Origin of the sequence: Rhizobium sp. BK196, assembly GCF_014193255.1 — a bacterium.
GTDB lineage: Bacteria > Pseudomonadota > Alphaproteobacteria > Rhizobiales > Rhizobiaceae > Rhizobium.
In genome coordinates, this window is record NZ_JACHZB010000007.1 from 99,045 (window position 1) to 125,182 (window position 26,138).

Genomic DNA, 26,138 nt, shown 5'->3' on the forward strand with positions numbered 1-26,138 from the left:
GCCCTCTTCGGAGGGTCTTTCTGTTTTCTGCCTGGATGGTTTTACCCTTTCAACAGGCTGTGTACCACCTCACCACTTTTTGATTTACGTACATCAAATTTGGCGCTAATGGTCTCCTTCAGGAGGAGCGATGAGGCCAACCGTTCATGATATCGCCGCTGCGGCGGGCGTCAGTCTTGCCACCGTAGACCGGGTTCTGAACCAGCGGCCGGGTGTACGCCATGTGACGCGGGAGAAGGTTGAAACCGCGATCCGCGATCTTGGCTATGTGCGCGACGTGGCCGCTGCAAACCTCGCCAAGAGCCGCGTCTATCCGCTGATCTTCATCCTCCCCGCTAGCGACAACTCCTTCATGCATGGCTTGAATGCTGAAATCCGCGCCGCGATAGCGCGCTCGACCGCCGAGCGTACGGATATCCGCATCGTCGAGGTACCCGCTTTCGATCCGCAGGCGCTGGTGCGTGAGCTGGAAGCGCTCGCTGCGGAAAAGCCCTCCGGTATCGCGCTTGTCGCGACCGATGCGCCCGATGTGCGCGCCGCCGTCGACCGGTTGGTAAAAGATGGCATTCCGGTCGTCACGCTCGTTTCCGATCTGACGGGGTCGCTGCGCCACCACTATGCCGGCGTCGACAATATTGCGGCGGGGCGCACCGCTGCGCGTCTGCTCGGACGCTTCCTCGGCGGCGCCAAGGGCGAGATCGCCATTCTGGCCGGCTCCATGCTGGTACGCGACCATCGCGAACGCCTGGAGGGCTTCGCCGCCGTCATGGCTCATGAATTTCCGGCGCTGCACCTGTTATCGGTTCTCGAAGGCCGGGACGACCCTGAAGTTGCACACATGCTGATTGCCGATGCGCTTGGGAAGAACGACGGCATCATCGGCATTTACAGCCTCGGTGCCGGTAATCGTGGTCTGGTCCGGGCGCTCAAGGAAAAGGCTGTCGACAGGACGCTGACGGTGATTGCCCATGAATTGACGGCCCATACGCGCGCCGCCCTGCTCGACGGCACTATCGACGCAATCCTCAATCAGGATGCCGGCCATGAGGTGCGCAGCGCGATCCGTGTTCTCAAGGCAAAGGCGGACGGGCTTGCTGTTATCGACGCGCAGGAGCGCATCCGCCTCGACATATTCCTGAAAGACAATCTGCCGTAACGGCAAAGGGAGAAATACCACATGTATCTGGGTCTCGATCTCGGAACTTCGGGCGTCAAGGCGATGCTGATCGACGGCGATCAGAAGATCATCGGCTCGGCAAACGGTTCGCTCGACGTCTCGCGTCCGCATTCCGGCTGGTCCGAACAGGAGCCGGCCCATTGGGTCCGCGCCACCGAAGAGGCTGTTGCCGGTCTCAAAGCCAAACATCCAAAGGAGCTTGCCGCCGTCAAGGGTATCGGCCTCTCCGGCCAGATGCACGGCGCGACTTTGCTCGACGCCTCCGATAAGGTCCTGCGTCCCTGCATCCTTTGGAACGACACGCGCTCCCATGTCGAGGCTGCGGCGCTCGATGCCGATCCGCGCTTCCGCAAGCTGACCGGCAATATCGTTTTTCCCGGCTTCACCGCGCCGAAGCTTGCCTGGGTCGCCAAGAACGAGCCCGAGATCTTCGCCAAGGTCGGCAAGGTTCTGCTGCCGAAGGACTATCTGCGCCTCTGGCTGACCGGCGAGCATATCTCTGAGATGTCCGACTCGGCCGGCACGTCCTGGCTCGATACCGGCAAGCGCGCCTGGTCTCCCGAGCTTCTGGCGGCGACCAATCTCGATGAGAAGCAGATGCCGAGGCTTGTCGAGGGCACGGAGCAAGGCGGCAAGCTGCGCGCCGAGCTCGCCTCCACCTGGGGCATTTCCGGCGATGTCGTCGTTGCCGGCGGTGCTGGTGACAACGCGGCTTCGGCCTGCGGCATGGGCACGGTCAGTGATGGCGCTGCCTTCGTTTCGCTCGGCACGTCGGGCGTTCTCTTTGCCGCCAATGCCGCCTACCTGCCGAAACCCGAAAGCGCCGTCCATGCCTTCTGCCATGCGCTGCCGAACACCTGGCATCAGATGGGCGTCATCCTGTCGGCCACCGACGCCCTCAACTGGCATTCTTCCGTCACTGGCAAGTCGGCCGCCGATCTTACCGGCGAACTCGGCGAAAGCCTGAAGGCGCCGAGCGGCGTCACCTTCCTTCCTTACCTCTCGGGCGAGCGCACGCCGCACAATGACGCGGTGATCCGCGGCGCTTTCATCGGTCTCGAGCACGAAAGCAGCCGTGCGGTGTTGACGCAGGCAGTGCTGGAAGGCGTCTCCTTCGCGATCCGCGACAATCTGGAAGCATTGCGTTCGGCCGGCACGGATATTTCCCGTGTCACGGCGATCGGCGGCGGTTCGCGGTCGCGCTACTGGCTGGCCTCTATCGCGACTGCGCTCGGTGTTCCGGTCGATTTGCCGGCGGATGGCGATTTCGGCGCTGCCTTCGGTGCCGCCCGCCTTGGCCTCATTGCTGCAACGGGTGCCGATCCGGTAGCCGTCTGCGCGCCGCCGGTAACGGCCGGCACGATCGAGCCTGTCGCTGCGCTGAGCGGCGCCTATGAAGATGCCTACAAGCGTTACCGTTCTGTCTACCCGGCGATCAAGTCGCTGGTGCATTGAGAACTGCAGCCGCGCGGCACCGACGATAAAACTGAACGACAAACCCAAGGAGAACCCCAATGAGCACCGGATTTTTTGGCGACATTCAGAAAGTGAAGTACGAAGGCCCAGACAGCACCAACCCGCTGGCTTTCCGCTACTACCAGCCTGATGAGATCGTTCTCGGCAAGCGCATGGAAGACCATCTGCGCTTTGCAGTCGCCTACTGGCACACGTTCACCTGGCCGGGCGGCGATCCCTTCGGTGGCCAGACCTTCCTGCGTCCGTGGTTCGAAGATACGATGAAGGCCGCAAAGCTCAAGGCTGACGTCGCTTTCGAGTTCTTCTCGCTGCTCGGCGCGCCCTACTACTGCTTCCACGACGCCGACGTGCGCCCGGAGGGCAAGAACTTTGCCGAAAACACCAAGAACCTGAACGAGATCGTCGATTACTTCGCCGAAAAGCAGGCGACCACCGGCACCAAGCTGCTTTGGGGCACGGCGAACCTCTTCTCTAACCGTCGCTATATGTCGGGAGCTGCAACCAATCCGGATCCGGATGTCTTTGCTTTCGCCGCTGCGACGGTCAAGACCTGCATCGACGCCACGCAGAAGCTCGGCGGCGAAAACTACGTTCTGTGGGGTGGCCGCGAAGGCTATGAAACCCTGCTCAACACCGATATCGGCCGCGAGCTCGACCAGCTCGGCCGCTTCCTCAACCTCGTTGTCGAATACAAGCACAAGATCGGCTACAAGGGCACGATCCTCATCGAGCCGAAGCCGCAGGAGCCAACCAAGCACCAGTACGACTACGACGTTGCGACGGTCTATGGCTTCCTCAAGAAGCACGGCCTCGAAAACGAAGTGAAGCTCAACATCGAGCAGGGCCACGCGATCCTTGCCGGCCATTCCTTCGAGCACGAGCTGGCGCTTGCCAACGCGCTCGGTATCTTCGGCTCGATCGACATGAACCGCAACGATTACCAGTCCGGCTGGGACACCGACCAGTTCCCGAACAACGTTCCGGAAATGGCTCTGGCCTACTACTACGTTCTGGCGGGCGGCGGCTTCAAGACGGGCGGTACCAACTTCGATTCGAAGCTGCGCCGTCAGTCGCTCGACCCTGCAGACCTGCTGATCGGCCATATCGGCGGCATGGATTGCTGCGCCCGCGGCCTCAAGGCTGCCGCCAAGATGATCGAGGACAAGGCACTCTCCCAGCCGCTCGCAGACCGCTATGCCGGCTGGAATTCGGCTGAAGGACAGAAGCTCTTCCGCGGCGAATATTCGCTGGAAGAAATCACGCAGTGGGTCGAAAGCAAGGATATCAATCCGCAGCCGAAGTCCGGCAAGCAGGAACTGCTCGAAAACATCGTCAACCGCTACGTTTGATTGCCGGTCTGATCTTTCTGAAAGCCGGGGAGCGAAAGCTTCCCGGCTTTTTCGTTGTGCGGAGACGGGGACGGCCAGTTGTGCTGGTCGGGCGGTCGGAAATCTGGCATGCCATCACGAGCGGTGGAGAAAACGTTTGGAGCGTTTCATGACTGACGATCGCAAGCTGCATTGGGAAAACGTCTATTCGACCAAGGGTGAAACTGATGTCAGCTGGTTTCAGGAAAGCCCGGCGCCTTCTCTCGAACTGATCCATCTCGTTAAGGCAAAACAATCCGACGCGATCGTCGATGTGGGCGGCGGAGCTTCAAGACTGGTCGACAGCCTTCTTGCCGAAGGGTTTGGCGATGTGACGGTGCTCGATCTTTCGTCAGCGGCCCTCGATACGGCGCGCAAGCGTCTTGGCGCCAAAGGTGAGGAGGTCAAGTGGATCGTTGGTGATGCCACGCTTTGGGAGCCACCTCAGACCTATGATGTCTGGCACGATAGAGCAGCCTTTCATTTCCTGACCGATGCGGCTCAGCAAGCAGCCTATATCGAGCGGCTGAAACGTGCGTTGAAAACGGGGGGGCATCTGATCATGGGGACTTTTGCCCTCGATGGGCCGGACAAGTGCAGCGGCTTGCTGGTTGCCCGCCATAGCTCCGACAGTCTGGCAGAACTCCTCGGACCAGATTTCGAGTTGATCGACAGCCGCCGCCACGATCACTCGACACCCTGGCATAGCGTGCAGAGATTTCAATTCACTACGTTCAAGCGGATTGCATGATCGGAGAGGAAATTCCGCCTTTCAAAGCTGGGCCTCGATGGCTGCCTTGTCTATAACCGACCAGACGTTCTCGATCTTTCCATCCAGAAACCCGTAGAAGACGTTTTCGGCGAACTGCACTCTCCTGCCGTTGACGGGAAGACCGAAAAGTTCGCCCTTCGGTGTGCAGTCGAACTGCAAACGGCTCGCCACATGTGGCGGCTCGCAGATCAGCAGTTGGATATCGAAGAAGAGATCGGGGATGGCGCGAAAATCACCTTCCAGCATTTCCCGATAGCCGAGGATGCCGATGTGCTTGCCATTGTAGCGAACCTCGTCGTGGACGAAATTTCTCAAATTTGCCCAGTCCTGTTCGTTCAGGCAAGCAATGTAGCTTCGGTATCTGTCAGCCAGTTCGTTCCGTGTCATTTCGGTTGTCCCGTCTTCGCAGAGGATTCTGCCGGCAAACTAGAACGGGGCGGAGATCAGGCAATGGCGGATGGTTGTCGAGGCTTCGATGCTATCGCTTCTGCCAGTTGCGCGGCGGCGCCGAAACAGAATTGCGCACCACAAGATCCGGTCGCAGCAGGATTTCCGTCTCGGCCGGGCGGCCGTCGGAGAGAAGTTCCAAGAGCAGCGCCATGGCCTGTTTGCCGATTGCCGTGCGCGGCTGGCGAATGGTCGTCAACGAGGGGCTCATGAAAACGGCTTGCGGCACGTCATCGAAGCCGGTGACCGAAAAATCCTGCGGGATATTGTAGCCGCGGGCGTTCAAGCCGATCATTACGCCGATCGCTGTCTGGTCGTTGACGCACATGAAGGCAGTCGGCAGCGTGTCGCGCATGAAAAGCTGCTCCACAGCATGGCGGCCGCTTTCGATCGTGCCATCGCCTTCCAGCACGATACGCGTGTCTTTCGGCACGCCGGCGGCGTCCAGGCCGGCGTCATAGCCCTGCCGGCGGCGGCTGTAGGCGAGGCGGGTGCGGGAGTCGCCGATGAAGGCGATCTTGCGGTGTCCCTCCGCCAGAAGCAGGTCGACGGCTTTCCTCGCGCCTTCAATATCGTCGACGCCGACATAGGGGATGCCACCATTGAAGACGGGTTCGAAGACGCCGACGCTCGGCGGCAGCTGCGCCGTCACCATCTGATGGCCGAAGGGCAGGATGCCGGTAAAGAGGATCAGGCCTGCAGCCTGGTTGGAATTGAAGAATTTCAGATATTCCAGGCCGCGTTGCGCATCATTTTGCGTGTGGCCGATCAGCACGCCGTAGCCATGGGCCCGCGCCTCGTTTTCCAGGCCGATGAGGATATTGGAAAAGTTGGGGTCGCCGATATCGGGCGCCACGACCAGGATCATGTTGGAACGACCGAGCCGCAGGCTGCGCGCCATGGCATTCGTCGTATAGCCGGTGATGGCGATCGCCTGGTTGACCTTCAGGCGCGTCGAATTGGCCACCTTTTCGGGCATGTGGATCGCCCGCGATACCGTCGCGATGGAAACCTCGGCGATCCGAGCGACGTCTTCGATTGTAGCGGGCGTGGAATTCGACACGTGGTCTGCCTTGGGCTGTCTTCGCCGCACACTACACAGACTTGTCGGGAGGTCAAATTCACCGCACAACAGATCTGTGTAAATCCACGATGTAAACCTTTACATGGCTGATGTAAAGGTTTACATATGCCCACATAAGCGGATGGGAGCCGCAGGAGGAAATCATGACCGTGGATACTGCAGAGATTGCACCGGTGGTGTTGTCCGCTAGGCGCATTTGCAAGTCTTTCAGCGGCGTGCAGGTTCTCTTCAGCGTCAACTTCGATCTCCGTGCCGGTGAAATCCACGCGCTAATGGGCGAAAATGGCGCCGGAAAATCCACTCTCGTCAAGATTCTCTCCGGCTTCGAGCAGCCGACCTCCGGCGAGATCCTGCTCGACGGCGAGCCAGTGGTGCTGCCTCCGAACGGCGCAGCCGAAGCGCTCGGCATTGTCATCATTCATCAGGAATTCAATCTTGCTGAACATCTGACGGTCACCGAGAGCCTGTTCCTCGGTCGCGAGGTCACGCATTTCGGAGTGCTCGACCGCAAATACATGCGCTCGGAGACGCGTCGCGTGTTGGATGTGCTCGGTTCGCATGTCGACGAGAATGCGATGATCAGTTCGCTGTCGATCGCCGACAAGCAGATGGTCGAGATTGCCAAGGCAATCAGCCGCGATGCCCGCGTTGTCTTCATGGACGAGCCGACCGCCGTTTTGTCGCGCGAGGAAATCAATATGCTCTTCAAGCAGGTACGTAAGCTGCGCGATCAGGGCACCAGTTTCGTCTTCGTTTCCCATAAGCTTGACGAGGTCATGGAGCTGACCGACAGGGTCACAGTCCTTCGCGATGGCCAGTGGGTGAAGACGGCTCCGACCTCCATGCTGGATGGTGAATCCATTGCGCAGCTCATGGTCGGCCGCGAGCTTTCGAGCCTCTATCCGGCCAAGGTCGAGCCCAATGTCGATGAGGAAGTCGTGCTTCGCGTCAGTTCGGTTTCGACCGGCTACGTGCAGGATGCGAGCTTCGAAGTGCGTAAGGGCGAGGTGATCGGATTTTCCGGACTTATCGGTTCGGGTCGTACCGAGCTGATGGAGGCGATCGCCGGCCTACGTTCGCGCCTTTCCGGCGAGGTCGTCATCCACGGCGAAAGCGTGTCTTCGGGTGATGCGCGTGCCGCCAATCGCGCCGGCCTCGCCTATATGACCAAGGACCGCAAGTCCAAAGGGCTGCTGCTTGGTTCGGGCATGATCGCCAACCTGACGCTGCAATCGCTCGAACGCCATGTCAGCCATGGTTATCTGAGCCCGAACAGCGAAGCGGCAGCGCTTGCCAAGGCCAAGCGGCGCTTCGACATCCGCGTACGCGACGGCAATATCATTGCCGGCCGCATGTCGGGTGGCAACCAGCAGAAGCTTCTTCTCGCCAAGGTCATGGAGACCGAACCGCAGATCATCATCATCGATGAGCCGACGCGCGGCATCGATGTCGGCACCAAGCAGCAGATCTATCATTTCATCTCGGCGCTCGCCCGCGACGGGCGGTCGATCATCGTCGTGTCCTCGGAAATGCCCGAAGTGATAGGGCTCTGCACGCGGGTTGCCGTGATGCGCGAAGGCCGGATCGTCGGCATCCTCGAAGGGGATGAAATTTCCGAACAGGAAATCATGCGTTACGCCGCGGGGCTGAAGCGTCAAGCGGCTGCCTGATGTCGCCGAGGCGCTACGCGAGCGGACCGCGCGCGAGACAAACAAGATGCCCAGCAGTCATGGGACGGGAGGTTGGTTTTGGACATGAGTGTTAACGAGGAGACCAGGGAGATCCGGCGCAGATCCTGGCGTGACGTCGATCTGCGCGCGGTTGCCCCCTTCGCCGCACTGGCCTTGCTCCTCATCGTGGGCGCACTGGTCAATCCGAATTTCATCGGCATTACCAATCTTACGAATGTCGCGACGCGCTGCGCCTTCATTGCCATCATCGCCGTCGGTGCGACCTTCGTGATCTCGGCAGGCGACCTCGACCTTTCCGTGGGCTCCATGGTGGCCTTCGTCGCCAGCCTGATGATCCTGCTCATCAATTCCGGCATCATTGCCGATCCGGTGCTGATGCTGACTGCTGCCGTCGTCTTCGCCGTGGTCGCCGGTGCGCTTTGCGGTCTCGCAAACGGCCTCATCACGACGGTCGGCAAGATCGAGCCCTTCATCGCGACGCTCGGGACGATGGGCATTTATCGCGGTCTGACGACGTGGCTGTCGCAGGGCGGAGCAATCACGTTGCGTTCGGCTGATATTCAGACGCTTTATCGGCCAGCCTATTTCGGCAGTATTTTCGGTGTCCCGGTGCCGATCGTCGTTATCCTGGTCGTTACCGCCATTGCCGCTTTCATTCTCTACCGCACGCGCTATGGCCGTCACGTCGTGGCAGTCGGTTCGAACAGCGATGTTGCCCGCTATTCCGGCGTCGCAGTCAACCGGGTGCGCACAATCGCCTTCGTCATTCAGGGACTCTGCGTGGCGATCGCCGTTCTGCTCTATGTGCCGCGTCTCGGCTCGACTTCGGCAACGACGGGCATTCTGTGGGAGCTGCAGGCAATCACGGCTGTCGTTGTCGGCGGCACGGCTCTGAAGGGCGGTGCGGGCCGCGTCTGGGGCACGATCTGCGGCGCCTTCATTCTTGAGCTCGTCGGCAACATCATGCTGCTTTCGAACTTCATCAGCGAATATCTCATCGGTGCGATCCAGGGCGCGATCATCATCATCGCCATGCTGGTGCAGCGGTCGCTGGTGCGAAAATCGTAAGACAGGCCTGCTTCTCGGATTGGCCGGGCTATCCAGGGCACCCGGCCCGGATTGAATAAGTCCCTGATATTTTTGGGAGGAAATAGCATGCGCAAGCTCATGTTGGGTCTGGCTGTTGCGGGGGTGGCTTTTGCCGGCGCAGCCTACGCCCAGGACAAGAATTATACGATCGGCGTGTCCATTCCGGCAGCCGACCATGGCTGGACGTCGGGCGTCGTGTTTCATGCCGAGCGCATTGCCAAGAAGCTGATGGCCGAACATCCGGGCCTGAACGTCATCGTCAAGACCTCGCCGGATGCCGCAACGCAGGCAAACGCCGTGCAGGACCTCGATACGCAGGGCATCGATGCGCTCGTCATCCTGCCGTCGGATCCGGATCCGCTCGTCAACGCCATCATGGAAGTCAAGGGCAAGGGCAAGTTCGTCGCGCTCGTCGACCGTGCGCCGTCGAACAACGACAATTCCGTGCGTGACCTCTATGTCGCCGGCAACAACCCGGCACTCGGCGAAGTCGCGGGCAAGTACATTGCCGAAAAGACCCCGGAAGCTCAGGTCGTCGTTATTCGAGGTCTGCCGATCCCGATCGATCAGCAGCGCCAGGATGGCTTCGACAAGGGTATTGCCGGCTCCAAGGTCAAGGTTCTCGACCGCCAGTACGGCAACTGGAACCGTGACGATGCCTTCAAGGTCATGCAGGACTATCTGACGAAGTATCCGAAGATCGACGTCGTATGGTGCCAGGACGATGACATGGCCGTTGGCGTTCTCCAGGCCATCGAGCAGGCCAAGCGCACCGACATCCAGTATGTCGTTGCCGGTGCCGGCTCCAAGGACATGGTCAAGAAGGTCATGGATGGCGACAAGCTGATCCCGGTCGACGTTCTCTATCCGCCGGCGATGGTCGGTACGGCCATGGAGCTGACCGCTGCTGCGCTCTACGATCAGGTTCCGGTCCATGGCAACTACATCCTCGACGCCACGCTCGTCACCAAGGATAATGCCAAGAACTTCTACTTCCCGGATTCTCCGTTCTGATATCAGTCTTTCTGCATGCGCCCATTCGAAAGGATGGGCGCATTTTTCATGCCTTCGGATAAGTTGAAGCCGAAATGCGGCACGTACCTCTTGCCGATCAGCGGCGGGCGTGATTAGGTCCAGGCCGCGTTGATTTTGGCCCAACCGCTTAAATCTCTCGCATTGGCGGGGAGGCGCCTTTTCTTTATCGAACGGCGCGCTAAGATTTCTCGAAAACGTTTACGATCGATATTCAGGGAGGAAACTGACATGAAGACGATCAAGGGACCGGGCCTGTTCCTCGGACAGTTCGCTGGCGATACCGCCCCTTTCAATTCATGGGACGCGATCACCAAATGGGCGGCCGATATCGGCTACAAGGGCGTGCAGGTTCCGACCTGGGCAAGCCAGCTCATCGACCTCAAGAAGGCGGCGACATCCAAGGATTACTGCGATGAGTTCGCAGGCAAGGCGCGTGAAAACGGCGTCGAAGTCACCGAACTTTCCACCCATTTGCAGGGCCAGCTCGTTGCCGTCCACCCGGCCTATGACGAAGCCTTCGATGGTTTTGCAGCACCCGAAGTGCGCGGCAACCCGAAGGCGCGTCAGGAATGGGCCGTGCAGCAGGTCAAGTATGCGCTGACGGCTTCCAAGCATCTCGGCCTCAAGGCACATGCGACCTTCTCGGGCGCGCTTGCCTGGCCCTTCATCTATCCCTGGCCGCAGCGCCCGGCCGGTCTCGTCGAAACCGCTTTTGACGAGCTTGCCCGCCGCTGGAAGCCGATCCTCGACCATGCCGACGAAAACGGCATTGACGTTTGCTACGAAATCCATCCGGGCGAAGACCTGCACGACGGCATCACTTACGAGATGTTCCTGGAGCGGGTCGGCAACCATCCGCGCGCCAACATGCTCTACGACCCTTCGCACTACATTCTGCAGTGCCTCGATTACCTCGACAACATCGACATCTACAAAGACCGGATCAAGATGTTCCACGTCAAGGATGCCGAGTTCAACCCCACCGGACGCCAGGGCGTTTACGGCGGCTATCAGGGCTGGGTCGAGCGCGCCGGCCGCTTCCGTTCGCTGGGCGACGGCCAGGTCGATTTCGGCGCCGTCTTCTCGAAGATGACTGCCAATAATTTCGACGGCTGGGCCGTGGTCGAGTGGGAATGCGCGCTGAAGCATCCGGAAGACGGTGCGCGTGAAGGCGCCGAATTCGTCGCGGCGCACATCATCCGCGTCACCGAAAAGGCCTTCGACGATTTCGCTGCCGGCGGCACCGATCAGGCGGCCAACCGGCGCATGCTGGGTCTGTCGTAAGCGGATCAGGATTTCGAGGAGAATATCATGGCAATCGAAGCATCATCCGAACAGACCCGCGAGCCGCGCATCCGGCTCGGCATGGTCGGCGGCGGGGCAGGGGCCTTCATCGGCGCTGTTCACCGCATCGCCGCACGTATCGACGACCAGTATGATCTGATCGCCGGCGCGCTGTCGTCGACACCGGAAAAGGCTGTTCAGTCCGGTCGCGATCTCGGTCTCGATCCGTCGCGCACCTATTCCAGCTACCGGGAAATGGCGATCCGCGAGGCGAAGCTGAAGAATGGCATCGAAGCCGTTTCCATCGTGACGCCGAACCACGTGCATTATGACGCCGCCAAGGAATTCCTGCGCCGCGGCATTCATGTCATCTGCGACAAGCCGCTTACTTCGAACCTTGCCGATGCCAAGAAACTGAAGAAGGTTGCCGACGAGAGCGGCGCACTCTTCATCCTGACGCATAACTATACCGGCTATCCGATGGTGCGTCAGGCGCGCGAGATGATTGCCAATGGCGAACTCGGCGATATCCGTATTGTTCAGGCTGAATATCCGCAGGACTGGTTGACCGAAGCGATCGAACAGTCCGGCCAGAAGCAGGCTGCATGGCGCACCGACCCGGCCCAGTCCGGCGTCGGCGGCTCGACCGGCGATATCGGCACGCATGCCTATAACCTGGCGTCCTTCATCACGGGTCTCGAACTCGACAGCCTTGCTGCCGATCTCGACAGCTTTGTGCCGGGGCGCCGTCTCGATGACAACGCCCATGTGATGCTGCGCTTCAAGGCCAAGGGTTCGGAAAAGCCGGCCAAGGGCATGCTCTGGTGCAGCCAAGTGGCGCCGGGTCACGAGAATGGCCTCAAGGTGCGCGTTTACGGCACCAAGGGCGGTATCGAATGGGTTCAGTCCGATCCGAACTATCTCTGGTACACGCCGTTCGGTGAATCCAAGCGGCTGATCACCCGCAATGGTGCCGGCTCCGGTGCTGCCGCAGCGCGCGTTTCCCGCGTTCCGTCCGGCCATCCGGAAGGTTATCTCGAAGCTTTCGCGACGATCTATACGGAAGCTGCCCACGCCATCAACGCGCACAAGAAAGGCAAAGCGGTCGACAAGGCTGTGGTTTACCCGACCGTCGATGACGGTGTGAAGGGTGTCGCCTTCGTCGAGGCCTGCGTGGCTTCGTCCAAGCGCAACGGCGCTTGGGTCAAGGTCTGAGTTACGCGCCGATCAGGCCCATATGATCAAAAACGCCGGGGCGATTCGATATCGCCCCGGCGTTTTTTATTCGAAGTGATCAGGCAGCAGCGGTGCGGCCGCGCTTTAGCAGATTATCGACGCTGAAGGTGCCCGCGCCGGCGGCGACCAGATAGAGGAAGACGAAGCAGAACAGGATGGCGGCGACACCCCCATTCTGTGCTGGGAAGAAGCTCTTCGATGCGTGACCGATGAAATAGGCAAAGGCCATCAGGCCGGAAAGCACGAAGGCGGCGATACGGGTCTGGAAGCCGATCAGCACCAGAAAGCCGAGTGTGAGTTCGAGGAGGCCGGCAACCCACGAAAGCGATCCGACGGGGGGCACGCTCGCCGCAGCGGGGAAATGCAGGATCTTCTGCGTTCCGTAGCTGAAAAGCACGAGGGACGAGACGATGCGCAGCAGGCTCAGGAGATGCGGCTGCAGCAGATGGATCGACGAGAGCATTCGTTTCCTTTCATATTGTGATGCTCTTTCCCGTGTAAGGATCACAGTCGCGACAGCAAATCACGACTGCTGACATTGGCGTTATGACCGTTCAGTACAGGGTTCTGTGGCAGGCTCGCGGCTGTTTGGTCATTCTTCCTGCAACGTTGCAGTTTTTCCTTCTGCCGGCCTGTACTTTGCCGGCAGGCTTGGCTAAACCCCGCGTAAACGGTCAGTCCACAACCTGAGAAATGGGATATACAGATGATCGATCCGAAAACGCTTGCCGACCGCTTTCCCGGCGATTTCACGTTTGGTGTTGCCACCGCGGCCTTCCAGATCGAAGGCGCCAGCAAGGCCGATGGCCGCAAGCCGTCCATCTGGGATGCCTTCTGCAACATGCCCGGCCGCGTCCATAACCGCGATAACGGCGATGTTGCCTGCGACCACTACAACCGGCTGGAGCAGGACCTCGATCTTATCAAGGATATGGGCGTCGATGCCTATCGATTCTCGATCGCCTGGCCGCGCATCATCCCCGACGGCACGGGTCCGGTGAATGAGAAAGGCCTCGATTTCTACGACCGGCTCGTCGACGGCTGCAAGGCGCGCGGCATCAAGACCTTCGCGACGCTCTATCACTGGGATCTGCCGCTGCTCCTTGCCGGCGACGGCGGCTGGACGGCGCGTTCGACAGCCTATGCCTATCAGCGCTATGCCAAGACGGTCATGAGCCGACTCGGCGACCGTCTCGACAGCGTCGCCACTTTCAACGAGCCGTGGTGCATCGTGTGGCTCAGCCACCTCTATGGCATTCATGCGCCGGGCGAGCGCAACATGCAGGCAGCCCTGCACGCCATGCATTACATGAACCTGGCGCATGGTCTCGGTGTCGAAGCGATCCGTTCGGAAGCGCCAAATGTGCCTGTTGGTCTGGTACTCAACGCTTCCTCGATCATCCCGGGCTCCGATAGTGCTGCCGATCTTGCCGCCGGCGAACGTGCCCATCAATTCCACAACGGCGCCTTCTTCGATCCGGTTTTCAAGGGCGAGTACCCGAAGGAATTCGTCGAGGCGCTCGGCGACCGCATGCCCGTTATCGAGGACGGCGATCTCAAGATCATCAGCCAGAAGCTCGATTGGTGGGGTCTCAATTATTACAAGCCGGAGCGCGTTACAGACGATGCCAGCCGCAAGGGCGATTTACCCTGGACGGTGGAAGCACCTCCGGCCAGCGACGTGAAGACCGATATCGGCTGGGAAGTCTATTCGCCGGGCCTTAAGCTGCTCGTCGAGGATCTCTACCGCCGCTACGACCTTCCGGAATGCTACATCACCGAGAATGGCGCCTGCGACAATACCGATGTCGTCAACGGCGAGGTCGATGACGTGATGCGCCTGGACTATGTCAGCGACCATCTCAATGTCGTCGCAGACCTGATCAAGGACGGATATCCGATACGCGGTTACTTTGCCTGGAGCCTGATGGACAATTTCGAATGGGCGGAAGGTTATCGCATGCGTTTCGGCCTCGTTCATGTCGATTATGGAACGCAGGTTCGTACGGTCAAGAAGAGTGGCAGGTGGTATCGGGAGCTCGCCAGCCAGTTCCCGAAGGGCAACCACAAGGCCGTCTGAGGCCAGGCATTTTCGGCAGGGCATTGATGCCCTGCCGGTTCAGATTGCGTTCGACGTTTTTGCCGCTGCGAGACGTTTTCCTCTCGTCAGTTTCCGCCCGTCGCGGAAATTGAGGGCAAGCAGCGTCAACTGAGTGAGGCCGGCCAGCAGTTCAAGAGTCTGTATGGCGTAGAAAACACCGTCAAGCAGACCTTCATCCGCGCGACGGTAGAGCAGGATTGCCAGGGGCAAGAGGACCAGCAGCCCGTTTGCGGCAATGATCTTCATCCGCCAGCGCTTCTTGTCGATAGCCGGCGAATGGCGACCACGGGCGAGCGAAAAGCCGTTGGCGCCAGTGATCGCGAGCGCTGGGATCAACAGACAGAGACCGACAAGGATTGCTTTCTTGACGGCAAGAATTGCGGTCGCATCCAGAAGAAGCTCGGAAGTCAGCGTTGCGGTCAGAAAACCGGCAATCAGGATCATGGCAATTGTGCGCGCGCAGACATGAACGAAGGTTTTCATTTCCGTTCCTCGCTTTCCGTGGCGTCCAGCGCCAGCCGTTGGTCGAACCTGCCCAGAAGATCGAGTGCCGCCTGTAATTCCGGTGCGTTTAGTCCGCTGGCCAGCGCATTGGCCCAGCCGGTATGAAGCGCTGATATCCTCGCGTAACTCTCAGCGCCCTGCGGCGTCAGCACATAGAAGGGCGAGCGCTGATGGCGCGGGTTGGGCCGCCTTTCGACGAAGCCGTCTTCCTCCAGCTTGTTTACCTGCTTTTGGGCTCCCTGACGGGTCATGCCCATCATCTCCGCAATGGCGGGAACCGCGACATGACCGGAAGACAGCGAGATCGCTCCGAGCACCTGCCAGCGGGCGCTCGTGAGGTTCAGCGGTGCGCCGAGCCGGTCGCCACCGTCCAACAGTCGTCCGTTGATGCGGAAGATCATTAGCATGATGTCCGTCAGCAGGTCTGCTTCGATCGTCCGCTTCAAGATGTGCCGTTCTCCACAGGTATTATGGAAACTAGTTACCATTATTGGAAACTAGTTGTCAATCTGCGAAAACATGCGGCATTCGGGTAAATCCCGAGCCGGATTCTCGATTGTTCTCATGATTTTAAGCGTTTCTTGACCCTTGACTGCGAAGATTTCTGGAACTGGGAGTTGTGTGAGTTGCCGGCAGTCTTGATGTCAAAAAACAATGGATCGGGTTTAGGCCGCCATACCACGGTTACTGGCGTGCTTTTTTCCTTCGCGGTCATTGTTGCTGTTGTCACCATCATGGTTTTGACGGCGCTGGAACGCGTCTCCGAAAATGCCAATGTGCTCGACGACGAGCGTTCGCGCGAAACCACCGTCGGCGCACTTAAGACCTTCGAAGATCAGCTTGCCGCGACGCTTGACGATTATGCCGCCTGGGATGATGCCGCTGCCAATGTCTACGCACCGGAGGGCATGGCGTGGACAATCAGCAATTACGGCGAGATGTCCCTCAACAGCCCTCTCTTCGACATGGCTATCGTCATTGATGACCAGAAGAAAACCGTCATGGCCTATCAGGACGGTTTGCCAATGCAGATGCCGGTGAACGATTTCTTCTCCCCCTCGCTTTGGCGGCTTCTGGACAAGGTTCGCGCACCTGATGCCGGCGAGAAGCCGCAGGCCACCGGTTTCATCAAGACTGCCAGGGGCATTGCCGCTGTCGGTATCGCACTTGTGCGAGAGAAGTCGGGTGAGCTTGATATGCCCGACGGTCAGCATCGCTATCTGGTTTTCGCCCGGCATCTCGACGAGGACAAGATCTCCGCTCTCGGCGCGACTTACGTCCTGAACGGGTTACGACTGGTGCCTGCGGATTTTGCCGCGGCCTATTCGGTGGAAATTGCAGACCCTGCTCGAGCGGTTCTCGGCAAGCTAGTCTGGGTGTCGCGTTCGCCCGGCGATGTTGGTTACGCGCAGGTGAGGCCCATGGTCATCCAGGCGCTTGGTCTTGTCGGCCTGTTCTTCGTCGTCCTCCTCATAATCGGTTGGATGACCGGCCGGCGGCTGAAGGCCGAGGAAAACAGCGCGCGTAAAGAAGCACTTCGAGATCGCCTGAGCGGTCTTTCCAACCGCGACGGCCTAGGGCTTGCCGTCGACCGCTTCGTTGCGGAAGCCCGGCAGACGAAGCGGAACGTGCTGCTCCTCTATCTCGATCTCGACGGCTTCAAGGAAGTCAACGACAGCTACGGGCACGGCACCGGCGACCAATTGATCCGCGCTGTTGCGGCAGGACTGGACGTGCTGATCCCCGAGGACGCGGTGCTCGCGCGCATCGGTGGTGATGAGTTTGCAATCGCTTTCCTTTCGGATGCGGAGAATGCGGCCGCGTTGCAGCTTGCGGAGCAGATCCTCGATTTCCTTGCCGAACCGCTCGAAGTCGGCCGCCGTATCGTCGTGGTCGGCGCCAGCATCGGCATTGCCATGTCATCGCTCGGTTCGATCGCCCGGGAGGAGCTGGTACGCCGCGCCGATCTTGCCATGTACAAGGCGAAGGAGGCCGGCCGCGCCCGCATGACACTTTACGATCCGGCCATGGATACCGATCGCGCGCAGCGCAACGCGCTGGAGCTCGATCTGCGCATGGCGATCGAAAGCGGCGATCTCACGCTTGCCTATCAGCCGCTCGTCGATGCCGCGACGCATGAGATGAATGGTGTGGAAGCGCTGGTGCGCTGGAACCGGCCGGGCCACGGTCCGGTTTCGCCCGAGGTTTTCATTCCGATCGCCGAGACCAGCGGGCTCATCGAATCCCTCGGCCTTTTCGTGTTGCGCAAGGCATGCGAAACGGCAAAGCAATGGCCGGAGCTGAAGATCTCGGTCAATGTGTCACCGGGCCAGTTCCGCAATCCGGCCTTCACCGATTATGTTCGCTACGTGCTGAAGCAGACGGAGATCGAGGCGAGCCGCGTCACGCTGGAAATCACCGAAGGCTATATGATCCAGAATCCGCAGCGCACGCGCCTATCGATCGAGCGACTGAAGTCGCTCGGCGTCAAGGTGGCGCTCGACGACTTCGGCTCCGGCTTTTCTTCGATTGGCTACCTGCGGCAGTTCGGCTTCGATCGCATCAAGATCGACCGCTCGCTCGTGACCGACATTATCGGCGACAGCCGGCAGCGGGAAATGCTGCAGGCGACGGTCGCACTTGCCCGTGCGTTGGATATCCCTGTCACTGCGGAGGGCATCGAGACCGAAGAGCAGGCGGTCGCGCTTCGCCTCTTTGGCTGCGACAGCCTGCAGGGCTATTTCTTTGGCAAACCGATGACTGCTGACCACATCAATGACCGATTGCAGGAGCGCCGCGAAGCCCGGGTCCTGCGCCGGATCGTCGGCTAGACGTCGCCTTATGTACCTATGTGCTTCTGGCCGCGCTGCTTGGCGAGCGCGATCTGGTGCTGGCGCTGACGATAGCGCAGGCGATCTTCTTCGCTGCGCGTATGGTAGCAATTGCTGCAGGAAACGCCTTCTTCGTAATAGGGCGAGGTGACTTCTTCTGCCGTGATCGGATTGCGGCAGGCGTGGCAGAGCTTGTGCTCGCCCTCCTTCAGGCCATGCTCGACGGAAACGCGTTCGTCGAAAACGAAGCAGGCGCCGTCCCACAGGCTTTCTTCCCGCGGTACTTCCTCAAGATATTTCAGGATGCCACCTCTGAGGTGATAGACCTCATCGAAGCCCTGTTCCTTCATGAATGCTGTCGCCTTCTCGCAGCGGATGCCGCCGGTGCAGTACATGGCGATCTTCGGCTTGTTGTGCAGGCCAGGATTGTTGCGCACCCAGTCCGGGAACTCGCGGAAGGTCTTGGTCTTGGGGTCAACCGCGCCGCGGAAGATGCCGATTGCCGTCTCGTAGTCGTTGCGGGTGTCGATGACGATCGTATCCGGATCAGAGATCAACGCATTCCAATCAACAGGATCGACATACGTTCCGACCACCTTGTTGGGGTCGATATTCTCGACGCCCATGGTGACGATTTCTTTCTTAAGCTTCACCTTCATGCGCAGGAACGGCATCTTGGATGCGCGGCTTTCCTTATGTTCCAGCGCCGCGAATTCCGGCTGGGTCCGCAGGAAGGCGAGCACGCTCCAGATGCCGGCATCCGGCCCTGCAATCGTGCCGTTGATACCTTCATGGGCGAGGAGCAGCGTACCCTTTACGCCATTCTCTTCGCAGAGCGCTTGCAAGGGCTGCTGTAAGCTTTCGTAACGCGGTAGCGAAACGAAATGGTAAAGTGCTGCCACGAGGTACGGGCTTGTCTGGATCGCATTGTCGGTCATGCGCGTGGAAATACAGAATATGCTGGGCCTGCGCAATGACATTACGCAAGTCAGGCGCCGTATGAACTCGCCTTACCGACGCGCTTTCCATTCCGCGTGGGACCGCATGCCGAAAGCGGCATCCGGCTCTTCGTCGAGCACGCTCAGGAATTCGATCGAATGCCCGTCGGGGTCGTTGAAATAGAGCGAGAGCGCAGGCACCCAGCCGATGACGATCGGTTCGGTGATCGGCTCGCCGTGAAAGCCGTGCAGCTTCAGGCCCTTATGGATCAGCAGCGCCGGCGCGTGCATTATTTCTTTCTGCGACATGCGGAAAGCCATGTGCAGACGCATCTTCAAGGGGCCGGTGCCGATTTCCCAGAGGCCGAGCATGGCGTTCTCCTTGCCGTTCACCCAGAAGAAGGCAATGCGGCGTTCGGGAAATTCGGCGGCGAGTTCCAGGCCGAGAATATCGCGGTAGAAAGGTATGGAGGTCTTCAGATCAGCGACGGTGAGATGGGTTTCATAGATGCCCTGAATCAGGGGCGTCGTGGCATTGGCTGCAGACATATTTTCCTCGATCGGTTCATTGACCAGGGCCGAGGCTAGGACCTCAAGCAAAGTTCAGGTCAATAGGTCAAATACGTCAATTGCGGATGGACACCCAGAGCAGTTCCAGACGCTGCGCCTCATCGTCAGGATTATCGCCATAGAGCGTTTCGGCTCTGCGCAATGCTTCGCGCCGATCCTCCTGCTGGCGGAAGATGATAGCATCCAGCAGATGGGCGAGGTCGTCGCTGCGGGTGAAGAGCTGCGGTTCTGCCTCCACCAGGCCTGAAAGCACGGCGAGATCGTTGATATGGCCGAGACGTTCGACAAGATCCTTGGCGAAGTCGCGCTTGACCTTCATGGCGCTCGGCCAGACATCGCGCAGAAGCGCGTGATAGAGGCGATAATCGTAGGTGCGCTTGCGCAGCTCATGAAAATCGCCGGCAGCTGGGTTTTCGTGGCAGGCATCGAGCGCTTTCCTGGCGCGCGATGCCGTCCTGCGCCAGCTTTTTGCAAGCATACGGGCATTCTTGCGGTGGCTTTTGTCGAAGCCGACATCGTCGAGCGCTGCAATTGCTTCCCGCAGCGTGCCGGCGGTATCGTGCAGCCGTTGCTCGAGGCCGCTTTCGGCTTCCGCCATCCAGTCGCGACGCGCTTCCAGAATGGAAACAATGCGGCTGAGCGCCTCTGCCTCTTCCGCGTTACGAGCGTTCTCCTTCAGGTAGCGGCCGGTACCGACGATTGCTGCGGCATCGCGAATGGCCGAGAGCGACTTTGCCGCGTCCCTAAGCCGCCCGTTCTCTCGCTTCTGAAAATCCGGTACTTCGCGGGACACGAGGCGATAGAGCGAACGCAGCCGCTTCATATTCTTGCGGAAAGCGTGGATCGCCTCATGGGCGCCTTCGGGCCGCTCCTCCAGAACGGAAATGGCGCGCAAAAGTTGCTCCTCGGCCGCGCTTCGGAACTCATCGGTAAAGTCGGCCTCAGGCCGTATGCGATAGCCCATGCCTATCGTGCTCGAATTCTGTGGCAAGTGCCTGATTGGAATAGCGGAAATCGCCGGTGACCTCGCGGCCGAGCCAGGTGGGAAGCGGAGGATTATCAGTTTCGGCCCGCATCTCGACTTCGGCGATGACGAGGCCGCGATGGGCGCCGGCAAAGACATCGACCTCCCAGACGAAACCTTCATAGGGGACGCGGTAGCGCGTCTTTTCGATGATGACACCGATAGCGTTTTCCAAAAGCTCCTCGGCGTCGGAGACGGGGATCTCATACTCGAATTCATCGCGGGTGAGGGTGCCGCGGCCGATTTTCATCGTCAACCGCGCGGTCTTCTCGTCAAGGATGCGAACCCGCACGGAGCGGTCTTCCATCGAGGCGATATAGCCTTGTTTCAGGACCGATTTGGACTCTGCGGCAGAGCGCCATGCTTCACCGCGCACGAGGAACTTCCGTTCGATCTCTTTCGCCATGCAAATGAACCTTTTGTGACGATCGGTGGCACGCTACCCCAATTTCCAGTGATTTAATACCCGTCTTGTCGTAGGGGCTGGTTTTATCTCGACAAGCCTCCGTGAGGGCGCTATTCGAAAGCCGATTTCAATCGTTTAAGGGAACCGTGGCCATGGGCGAGAAGACAGAAAGACTCCTTTCCATCCTGAAACTCCAGCCCGTTGTTCCAGTCCTGATCGTTGAGGACGCGAAATCGGCCGTCCTGCTCGCGAGAGCGCTCGTTGCCGGCGGTCTGAGAGCCATCGAGATCACCATGCGCACGCCGGCCGCTCTCGATGCGGTGCGCGCGGTCGCCGCTGAAGTGGAAGGCGCGGAAGTCGGCGCTGGCACGATCCTCAACGCCGCACACTGGGAGGCAGCCGTACAGGCAGGCTCCAAGTTCATCGTCAGCCCCGGCACGACGCAGGAGCTTCTCGATGCCGCAGCCGATTCTCCCGTGCCGCTTCTGCCAGGTGCGGCGACCGCAAGCGAGGTCATGGCACTCCGCGAAGAAGGCTATCAGGTGCTGAAATTCTTCCCGGCCGAGCAGGCTGGCGGTGCGGCCTATCTCAAGGCACTTTCTTCGCCGCTCGCAGGTACCTTCTTTTGCCCGACAGGCGGCATCTCGCTGAAGAATGCCAACGACTATCTGGCACTGCCGAACGTCATCTGCGTCGGCGGTTCGTGGGTCGCGCCGAAGGAGTTGGTTGCTGCGGGTGACTGGGCAGGTATCACCAAGCTCGCCTCCGAAGCTTTCGCGCTAAAGAGCTGAGTCTTCGACGCTTGCCGGCTTCGCAGCCCAATGAATGACCAAGGTAGTCGCGCCGCCCTCGTTTGTATTTCGACAGTCGCAACCCTATGTTCCCCTTCAGCCTTAAACAGGGAGAAGACGAGGACATGTTCGACGCGAAGAAACTACTCGATCAGTTTCTGGGCTCGCAGGTGCCGGGCGTGGGCGGCAGCGTGCGCGACCGGGCAGGCGATGCGATTCAAGTGGCCAAGGACAATCCCCTGAAGACCGGCGCGCTTGCCGCCGTGCTTCTCGGTACCAAGACCGGCCGCAGCATCGCAGGTAATGCCATTACCATCGGCGGTCTCGCGGCCATTGCGGGCCTCGGTTACCAAGCCTGGAAGAACTATCAGGCTGGGCAAGCACCCGCAGCGCCCTCCGATGCGCCAACGGCGAACAATCCCGTCCTCCTGCCGCCGCCTGCCGAATCCGGCTTTGGGTCGGCTTCACCTGCGACCAGCAATGAATTCGTGCTTGTGCTTATCCGAGCCATGATCGCTGCCGCCAAGGCTGACGGTCATATCGACGACGCGGAACGCGCCCTCATCATGGACAAGGTCAAGGCCGCTGACGTCAGTGGCGAGGCGGCGAGCTTCATCGAACGTGAGCTTTCGGAGCCGACCGATATCGATGCGCTTGTCGCGGCGGCGGTGACGGAGGAGCAGAAAGTCGAACTCTACACCGCCTCGCGCCTGACGATAGAGCCGGATTCACGGGCCGAACGCGGCTATCTCGATCTGCTTGCGGGCCGGCTCGGCCTGCCCGATCAGCTGGTCGATCACATCGAAGCGACGGTTTCCTCTGCCAAGGTCACTCTCTCGCAGTGATCTTGAGAACTCGCAGCAATCTGCGGGTCCAGTGACATCAGGGCCGGTTGCCTTTGCGGGGCGGCTGGCCTATCCACTCCCGGAAAAGAGGAGTGAGCTATTCATGAGCCCGGAAAGCCGTTCGCAGGCGATCGCCGCCGCTATCATTCTGCTTTGCGCCGGGCTGGTGATCTACTTCCTGCCGACCATCGTGCTGTGGATCGGCAGCTTTTCGCCGGCATTGGCGGTCATCGTCGGCGTCTGCCTGCTGATGTGTTTCTTCGGCATATTCTGGCTACGGGCGCGCTACCAGCGCAGCAGAAAGCCGTGAGGCTATCCCTGCAGGGAGGCTCCGAGCAGCAACACGCCCATCAGGATCACGAGAATTGCTCCCAGGATCTCGATCGCATTGCCGATCCAGACGGAGGCTGACGAGCCGCGGCCGGAGAGACGAACTGCCGTGCTCTTGGCGGTGACGGCAAGTGTAGCGAGGATTGCCACGGTGATCGCGGTGCCGAGCGACATGGCGACGACCGAGAGCATGCCGCCGAGATAAAGCCCGTTCAGCAGCGAGAAGGTCATGACCAGCAGTGCGCCGGAGCAGGGCCGTAAGCCCACGGCGATTACCGCCGACCACGCCTCGCGGACGCTGAACTTGTCGCCGCTGACCAGCGCGGGATCTGGCAAGTGTGAATTGCCGCAGGTCTCGCAGACCATGCCTGGTATATAGGTATGGTCACGCTCGACGGCCTGCGCCTTGCCGTTGAAGCTGAAATTAGGGTTTTGGCGGTGTGCGGCATTATCCTTCCAGTCCAGCATCATGCTGACGGGTCCGGCGGGCGTTGCCATGAGCTGACGGCGTGGCAGCCTGCCGGCCATCGAGCGCAGCTTGCGGAAGAGTAGCCAGCCACCGAAGAGGATGACCATCACGAAGCTTGTGATTTCCATCGCCTGTGTTGCCATGGTCAGGGTGATACCGGTGCCACGCAGCACTAGCCACGCGCCGCCGACAAGTACGACAGCCATGACGCCCTGGACGAAGGCTGAGATGAAGGAGATCACGACGCCACGCCGAAGCTCGACCTCGTTGGCGATCATGTAGGATGAGATGACCGCCTTGCCGTGGCCGGGGCCAGCGGCATGAAAGATGCCATAGGCGAAGGAGAGGCCGATGAGCGAGGACAGCCGCCAAGGGTCTTCGCGCATGGCTTTCAGCGCGCCGGTCAGCGCACGATAAAAGGCCTGCTGCTCGTAGTTCACGTAGAGAAACAGAGACGCGAGCGGCCCACCCGTCGGCTGGAAGCTCGGTTCCGCCGTGCCGATACCGAGCGGCGATTGCGCATGGGCAGTCACGACCATGACAGCGAACGCGAGCAGGGCGAGCGGCAGGCGTTTTGTCAGCATGTGACCTCCAGCCGTGTGGCAAAGAGTTTCGACATATTGGTACCAGTCGGATCGTTGAAGAAAGCATCGGTCAGCGACTGCTTGTTTTCCGAAATCACCTGGTCCGCATCCGGGCGCACGACGGCGCGCTTGCAAGCCTTGAAACCGTCGCCGACTGTCGCGAGTTCGTTGTCGGTCGGAAAGTCGATCGAGGTGTAGAGCGTCGGATCATAGACGCCGAAGGACAGCTTTCCTTTCAGCGGCATCTTTTCGACCGGCTTGACCGCAAAAAACATCAGAAGCTGACCTTCCTTGTAGTCGACATGGATGATGTCGGGCTTCTGAACGGTGATGTTCTTACCGTCGATCGTCAGGTTCATATAATAATCGTAGTCAGCGAGCGAATCCCGGACCGTCTTGCCGACCTCGGCGAGTTCGTTCGGCTCCAGTTTCAGATCGGTGTTCTTGTCGAAATCCATGACGACCGAAGAGGAGAAGACCTCGTCGAAACGCCAGACATTGCGCAGCTCCTGAATGCTGCCGTCAGGTGCTGCGACGATTTCCAGCCGTGCCTCCACGAAGATATGCGGATGGGCGAAGGCGGTGGCGGGGGCCAGTGAAAGAAGCCCAACCGTCAAAAGTGTCGATCTTTTCATGCTTACCCGTTGCCCTGTTCGGTTGGGTGATTTCTCACCAGAAAATGGGACGGAATTGGGACCGGTCCTGCGACGCTTGGGCGCGCTATCCCTCTATCAGGGATGCTTCTTGAACCAGTTGTGGAGGTAATCCACGAAGATCCTGACCTTTGCCGGCAGATAGCGGCGGTGCGGGTAGACAGCATAGATGCCGCGGTCGGTCGGAATATAGTCGTTGAACAACGTCACCAACCTGCCATCCTCGATCGGTTTGCGAGCGATGAAGTCAGGAATCAGCGCAATGCCGATCCCAGACAGCGCAGCGCGCAGCGTCGCGTGCGGGCTGTTGACTTCCATCGGTCCGGACACGGCGACCGCAAAGGAGGTGTTGTCGGGGTTGTAGAAGCGGATGCTTGTCTGGCTGCGGGAATTGGTATCGACGATGAAGGGCACATTGGAGATATCGGCCGGATGCTCAATATTGGGGTACCGCTCCAGGAATTCCGGTGTGGCGCAGATATGGACGCGGAAATCCGAAATCTTGCGGGCGATCATACCGGAATCTTCGAGCTTGGTCACGCGGACCGCGACGTCGAAGCCTTCCTCAATCAGATCGACGAAACGGTCATCGGCGGCGATCTCCAACTGCAGATTGGGGTTCTCTTTGGCGAAATCGATCAGCGACTGACCAACATCGGCGTCGACGAAGGTGCGCGGCACGGAGACCTTCAAGCGGCCTTTCAGTTGGGCATTGTTCTCGCGTACAAGGTCCGCAAGGTTGTCGATCTCCTTCAAGATATCCGATGCGGTGCGATAATAGGTGTGGCCGGCCTCGGTCATAGAGAATTGCCGGGTGGTTCGGTTGAGCAGCAGCGCGCCGAGTTCGTCCTCCAGTTCGCGCACATATTTGGAGAGCAGCGCCTTGGAGCGTCCCGTGCGCCGCGCGGCGGCGGAAAAGCCTTCTGCTTCGACCACATCTATGAAGGCGCGTATGCGGGTCAGCGTGTCCATAACCATTCCTTATCTGTTTCGGAATGTTGAACAAATCCCGCCGTCGCGTTCAATTTATTTTTTTGAGCGGTCATCAAAAATCCTCTTGATTATGTCAGCGAATATTCTTATTTCCCACTCAGCCCAAAGTCGCACGTGCCCATGGGTGTCCGCCGAACCCTCGAATTGGTGAGGAAATCGGTAAGGTACCTGGAATTAACCCCTCCAGTCGCTATTTCGGCCAACCGGAAAATGCGAGGACGCCTGAAGCAACGACGGTGCGGGCCTTTTTGTTCTCTCCCTGCTTTCCATCAGCGGGGGTTACTGAAGAGGCACACCTTCATTGCCGGAAGTGCGGCAGGGATATTCCCTCCAATCCATGGCAGACAAAGCCGAACCTATACCGCATCCGCGGCGTTGGTTCACTATCCGCGCATCAAGCGCTGTCAAGGATCCGGGGTCTCCACCGGCTGGTTCCTGAGC

At 59.7% G+C, this 26,138-nt stretch carries 26 protein-coding genes; 14 read left to right on the forward strand and 12 right to left on the reverse strand.

The features are described 5' to 3' along the window. The first annotated feature begins 130 nt into the window (after positions 1–130). From FHT78_RS21705 to FHT78_RS21720, 4 genes are all read left to right on the forward strand, one after another. Entirely contained in the window at positions 131–1,156 is a 1,026-nt protein-coding gene (locus FHT78_RS21705) for a LacI family DNA-binding transcriptional regulator (RefSeq protein WP_183748526.1), read from the forward strand. A gap of 21 nt (positions 1,157–1,177) precedes the next feature. Further along, positions 1,178–2,632: a xylulokinase gene (gene xylB / locus FHT78_RS21710; RefSeq protein WP_183748527.1), complete on the forward strand. Its 1,455-nt coding sequence runs from the start codon at positions 1,178–1,180 to the stop codon at positions 2,630–2,632. A gap of 59 nt (positions 2,633–2,691) precedes the next feature. Then, complete coding sequence (xylA, locus tag FHT78_RS21715) at positions 2,692–4,002, forward strand: xylose isomerase (RefSeq protein WP_183748528.1); 1,311 nt, start codon at positions 2,692–2,694, stop codon at positions 4,000–4,002. A 148-nt stretch (positions 4,003–4,150) separates the two neighbouring features. Continuing rightward, positions 4,151–4,771, forward strand: coding sequence for a class I SAM-dependent methyltransferase (locus FHT78_RS21720; protein ID WP_183748530.1), 621 nt, complete (start codon positions 4,151–4,153; stop codon positions 4,769–4,771). Between the two features lie 21 nt (positions 4,772–4,792). Here the strand turns inward: FHT78_RS21720 and FHT78_RS21725 are convergent, their stop codons facing one another. Further along, complete coding sequence (locus tag FHT78_RS21725) at positions 4,793–5,179, reverse strand: ester cyclase (protein ID WP_183748532.1); 387 nt, start codon at positions 5,177–5,179, stop codon at positions 4,793–4,795. 91 nt (positions 5,180–5,270) lie between these two features. Beyond that, positions 5,271–6,302, reverse strand: a complete 1,032-nt coding sequence (locus FHT78_RS21730) for a LacI family DNA-binding transcriptional regulator (RefSeq protein ID WP_113117229.1) — start codon at positions 6,300–6,302, stop codon at positions 5,271–5,273. A 164-nt stretch (positions 6,303–6,466) separates the two neighbouring features. Between FHT78_RS21730 and FHT78_RS21735 the strand changes: the two genes are divergently transcribed. The 5 genes from FHT78_RS21735 to FHT78_RS21755 all read left to right on the forward strand — a co-directional run bounded on the left by FHT78_RS21735 (position 6,467) and on the right by FHT78_RS21755 (position 12,637). Continuing rightward, complete coding sequence (locus tag FHT78_RS21735) at positions 6,467–7,993, forward strand: sugar ABC transporter ATP-binding protein (RefSeq protein WP_183748534.1); 1,527 nt, start codon at positions 6,467–6,469, stop codon at positions 7,991–7,993. Between the two features lie 84 nt (positions 7,994–8,077). Further along, positions 8,078–9,082: an ABC transporter permease gene (locus tag FHT78_RS21740; protein ID WP_183748536.1), complete on the forward strand. Its 1,005-nt coding sequence runs from the start codon at positions 8,078–8,080 to the stop codon at positions 9,080–9,082. An 87-nt stretch (positions 9,083–9,169) separates the two neighbouring features. Beyond that, a complete protein-coding gene (locus tag FHT78_RS21745; RefSeq protein ID WP_183748538.1) occupies positions 9,170–10,117 on the forward strand; it encodes a substrate-binding domain-containing protein in 948 nt (315 codons plus the stop codon). 249 nt (positions 10,118–10,366) lie between these two features. Beyond that, positions 10,367–11,422: a sugar phosphate isomerase/epimerase gene (locus FHT78_RS21750; protein ID WP_183748540.1), complete on the forward strand. Its 1,056-nt coding sequence runs from the start codon at positions 10,367–10,369 to the stop codon at positions 11,420–11,422. A gap of 27 nt (positions 11,423–11,449) precedes the next feature. Next, positions 11,450–12,637: a Gfo/Idh/MocA family oxidoreductase gene (locus FHT78_RS21755; protein WP_183748542.1), complete on the forward strand. Its 1,188-nt coding sequence runs from the start codon at positions 11,450–11,452 to the stop codon at positions 12,635–12,637. A gap of 79 nt (positions 12,638–12,716) precedes the next feature. Here FHT78_RS21755 and FHT78_RS21760 read toward each other — a convergent pair whose 3' ends face one another. Then, positions 12,717–13,121 carry a DoxX family protein gene (locus FHT78_RS21760; RefSeq protein WP_183748544.1) on the reverse strand — a complete coding sequence of 135 codons (405 nt, stop codon included), beginning with the start codon at positions 13,119–13,121 and terminating at the stop codon, positions 12,717–12,719. A gap of 243 nt (positions 13,122–13,364) precedes the next feature. On the opposite strand from FHT78_RS21760, the gene FHT78_RS21765 reads away from it, so the two are divergent. Next, positions 13,365–14,738: a GH1 family beta-glucosidase gene (locus tag FHT78_RS21765; protein WP_183748546.1), complete on the forward strand. Its 1,374-nt coding sequence runs from the start codon at positions 13,365–13,367 to the stop codon at positions 14,736–14,738. A gap of 39 nt (positions 14,739–14,777) precedes the next feature. Here the strand turns inward: FHT78_RS21765 and FHT78_RS21770 are convergent, their stop codons facing one another. Continuing rightward, positions 14,778–15,242, reverse strand: coding sequence for a hypothetical protein (locus FHT78_RS21770; protein ID WP_183748548.1), 465 nt, complete (start codon positions 15,240–15,242; stop codon positions 14,778–14,780). Beyond that, entirely contained in the window at positions 15,239–15,709 is a 471-nt protein-coding gene (locus tag FHT78_RS21775) for a MarR family transcriptional regulator (protein ID WP_183748550.1), read from the reverse strand. Before FHT78_RS21775 ends, FHT78_RS21770 begins: the two co-directional genes overlap by 4 nt. 195 nt (positions 15,710–15,904) lie before the next feature. Between FHT78_RS21775 and FHT78_RS21780 the strand changes: the two genes are divergently transcribed. After that, positions 15,905–18,094 (forward strand): EAL domain-containing protein, encoded by a 2,190-nt coding sequence (locus tag FHT78_RS21780; RefSeq protein WP_183748552.1) that lies wholly within the window; start codon positions 15,905–15,907, stop codon positions 18,092–18,094. 8 nt (positions 18,095–18,102) lie between these two features. On the opposite strand, the gene FHT78_RS21785 is transcribed toward FHT78_RS21780, so the two are convergent. The 4 genes from FHT78_RS21785 to FHT78_RS21800 all read right to left on the reverse strand — a co-directional run bounded on the left by FHT78_RS21785 (position 18,103) and on the right by FHT78_RS21800 (position 21,032). Next, complete coding sequence (locus FHT78_RS21785; RefSeq protein WP_183748554.1) at positions 18,103–19,032, reverse strand: rhodanese-related sulfurtransferase; 930 nt, start codon at positions 19,030–19,032, stop codon at positions 18,103–18,105. 72 nt (positions 19,033–19,104) lie between these two features. After that, a complete protein-coding gene (locus FHT78_RS21790; protein ID WP_183748556.1) occupies positions 19,105–19,581 on the reverse strand; it encodes a VOC family protein in 477 nt (158 codons plus the stop codon). Positions 19,582–19,657: 76 nt separating this feature from the next. Continuing rightward, positions 19,658–20,566, reverse strand: a complete 909-nt coding sequence (locus tag FHT78_RS21795; RefSeq protein ID WP_183748558.1) for a CHAD domain-containing protein — start codon at positions 20,564–20,566, stop codon at positions 19,658–19,660. Beyond that, the gene (locus tag FHT78_RS21800) at positions 20,544–21,032 is read right to left on the reverse strand and encodes a CYTH domain-containing protein (protein ID WP_183748560.1); all 489 of its coding nucleotides are present in this window, start codon (positions 21,030–21,032) and stop codon (positions 20,544–20,546) included. Before FHT78_RS21800 ends, FHT78_RS21795 begins: the two co-directional genes overlap by 23 nt. Positions 21,033–21,184: 152 nt before the next feature. Here FHT78_RS21800 and FHT78_RS21805 point away from each other — a divergent pair, with 152 nt between their 5' ends. The 3 genes from FHT78_RS21805 (at position 21,185) to FHT78_RS21815 (ending at position 22,978) form a co-directional block, all read left to right on the forward strand. Then, positions 21,185–21,823, forward strand: coding sequence for a 2-dehydro-3-deoxy-phosphogluconate aldolase (locus tag FHT78_RS21805; RefSeq protein ID WP_183748562.1), 639 nt, complete (start codon positions 21,185–21,187; stop codon positions 21,821–21,823). A gap of 125 nt (positions 21,824–21,948) precedes the next feature. Next, positions 21,949–22,668, forward strand: coding sequence for a tellurite resistance TerB family protein (locus FHT78_RS21810; RefSeq protein WP_183748564.1), 720 nt, complete (start codon positions 21,949–21,951; stop codon positions 22,666–22,668). Between the two features lie 103 nt (positions 22,669–22,771). Continuing rightward, the gene (locus FHT78_RS21815) at positions 22,772–22,978 is read left to right on the forward strand and encodes a hypothetical protein (RefSeq protein ID WP_183748566.1); all 207 of its coding nucleotides are present in this window, start codon (positions 22,772–22,774) and stop codon (positions 22,976–22,978) included. A 2-nt stretch (positions 22,979–22,980) separates the two neighbouring features. Here FHT78_RS21815 and FHT78_RS21820 read toward each other — a convergent pair whose 3' ends face one another. The 3 genes from FHT78_RS21820 to FHT78_RS21830 form a co-directional block, all read right to left on the reverse strand. Further along, the gene (locus FHT78_RS21820) at positions 22,981–24,051 is read right to left on the reverse strand and encodes a nickel/cobalt transporter (protein WP_183748568.1); all 1,071 of its coding nucleotides are present in this window, start codon (positions 24,049–24,051) and stop codon (positions 22,981–22,983) included. Beyond that, a complete protein-coding gene (locus FHT78_RS21825) occupies positions 24,045–24,686 on the reverse strand; it encodes a DUF1007 family protein (RefSeq protein WP_183748570.1) in 642 nt (213 codons plus the stop codon). The genes FHT78_RS21820 and FHT78_RS21825 overlap by 7 nt, the downstream gene beginning before the upstream one ends. A 96-nt stretch (positions 24,687–24,782) precedes the next feature. Next, positions 24,783–25,676, reverse strand: a complete 894-nt coding sequence (locus FHT78_RS21830) for a LysR family transcriptional regulator (protein ID WP_183748572.1) — start codon at positions 25,674–25,676, stop codon at positions 24,783–24,785. Positions 25,677–26,138: the final 462 nt, after the last annotated feature.

Bases quoted from the DNA above. Each gene is read 5' to 3' on its own strand.
- FHT78_RS21705 (WP_183748526.1), top strand. From the start codon at position 131: ATGAGGCCAACCGTTCATGATATCGCCGCTGCGGCGGGCGTCAGTCTT.
- xylB (WP_183748527.1), top strand. From the start codon at position 1,178: ATGTATCTGGGTCTCGATCTCGGAACTTCGGGCGTCAAGGCGATGCTG.
- xylA (WP_183748528.1), top strand. From the start codon at position 2,692: ATGAGCACCGGATTTTTTGGCGACATTCAGAAAGTGAAGTACGAAGGC.
- FHT78_RS21720 (WP_183748530.1), top strand. From the start codon at position 4,151: ATGACTGACGATCGCAAGCTGCATTGGGAAAACGTCTATTCGACCAAG.
- FHT78_RS21725 (WP_183748532.1), bottom strand. From the start codon at position 5,179: ATGACACGGAACGAACTGGCTGACAGATACCGAAGCTACATTGCTTGC.
- FHT78_RS21735 (WP_183748534.1), top strand. From the start codon at position 6,467: ATGACCGTGGATACTGCAGAGATTGCACCGGTGGTGTTGTCCGCTAGG.
- FHT78_RS21740 (WP_183748536.1), top strand. From the start codon at position 8,078: ATGAGTGTTAACGAGGAGACCAGGGAGATCCGGCGCAGATCCTGGCGT.
- FHT78_RS21745 (WP_183748538.1), top strand. From the start codon at position 9,170: ATGCGCAAGCTCATGTTGGGTCTGGCTGTTGCGGGGGTGGCTTTTGCC.
- FHT78_RS21750 (WP_183748540.1), top strand. From the start codon at position 10,367: ATGAAGACGATCAAGGGACCGGGCCTGTTCCTCGGACAGTTCGCTGGC.
- FHT78_RS21755 (WP_183748542.1), top strand. From the start codon at position 11,450: ATGGCAATCGAAGCATCATCCGAACAGACCCGCGAGCCGCGCATCCGG.
- FHT78_RS21760 (WP_183748544.1), bottom strand. From the start codon at position 13,121: ATGCTCTCGTCGATCCATCTGCTGCAGCCGCATCTCCTGAGCCTGCTG.
- FHT78_RS21765 (WP_183748546.1), top strand. From the start codon at position 13,365: ATGATCGATCCGAAAACGCTTGCCGACCGCTTTCCCGGCGATTTCACG.
- FHT78_RS21770 (WP_183748548.1), bottom strand. From the start codon at position 15,242: ATGAAAACCTTCGTTCATGTCTGCGCGCGCACAATTGCCATGATCCTG.
- FHT78_RS21780 (WP_183748552.1), top strand. From the start codon at position 15,905: ATGTCAAAAAACAATGGATCGGGTTTAGGCCGCCATACCACGGTTACT.
- FHT78_RS21785 (WP_183748554.1), bottom strand. From the start codon at position 19,032: ATGACCGACAATGCGATCCAGACAAGCCCGTACCTCGTGGCAGCACTT.
- FHT78_RS21790 (WP_183748556.1), bottom strand. From the start codon at position 19,581: ATGTCTGCAGCCAATGCCACGACGCCCCTGATTCAGGGCATCTATGAA.
- FHT78_RS21795 (WP_183748558.1), bottom strand. From the start codon at position 20,566: ATGGGCTATCGCATACGGCCTGAGGCCGACTTTACCGATGAGTTCCGA.
- FHT78_RS21800 (WP_183748560.1), bottom strand. From the start codon at position 21,032: ATGGCGAAAGAGATCGAACGGAAGTTCCTCGTGCGCGGTGAAGCATGG.
- FHT78_RS21805 (WP_183748562.1), top strand. From the start codon at position 21,185: ATGGGCGAGAAGACAGAAAGACTCCTTTCCATCCTGAAACTCCAGCCC.
- FHT78_RS21810 (WP_183748564.1), top strand. From the start codon at position 21,949: ATGTTCGACGCGAAGAAACTACTCGATCAGTTTCTGGGCTCGCAGGTG.
- FHT78_RS21815 (WP_183748566.1), top strand. From the start codon at position 22,772: ATGAGCCCGGAAAGCCGTTCGCAGGCGATCGCCGCCGCTATCATTCTG.
- FHT78_RS21820 (WP_183748568.1), bottom strand. From the start codon at position 24,051: ATGCTGACAAAACGCCTGCCGCTCGCCCTGCTCGCGTTCGCTGTCATG.
- FHT78_RS21825 (WP_183748570.1), bottom strand. From the start codon at position 24,686: ATGAAAAGATCGACACTTTTGACGGTTGGGCTTCTTTCACTGGCCCCC.
- FHT78_RS21830 (WP_183748572.1), bottom strand. From the start codon at position 25,676: ATGGACACGCTGACCCGCATACGCGCCTTCATAGATGTGGTCGAAGCA.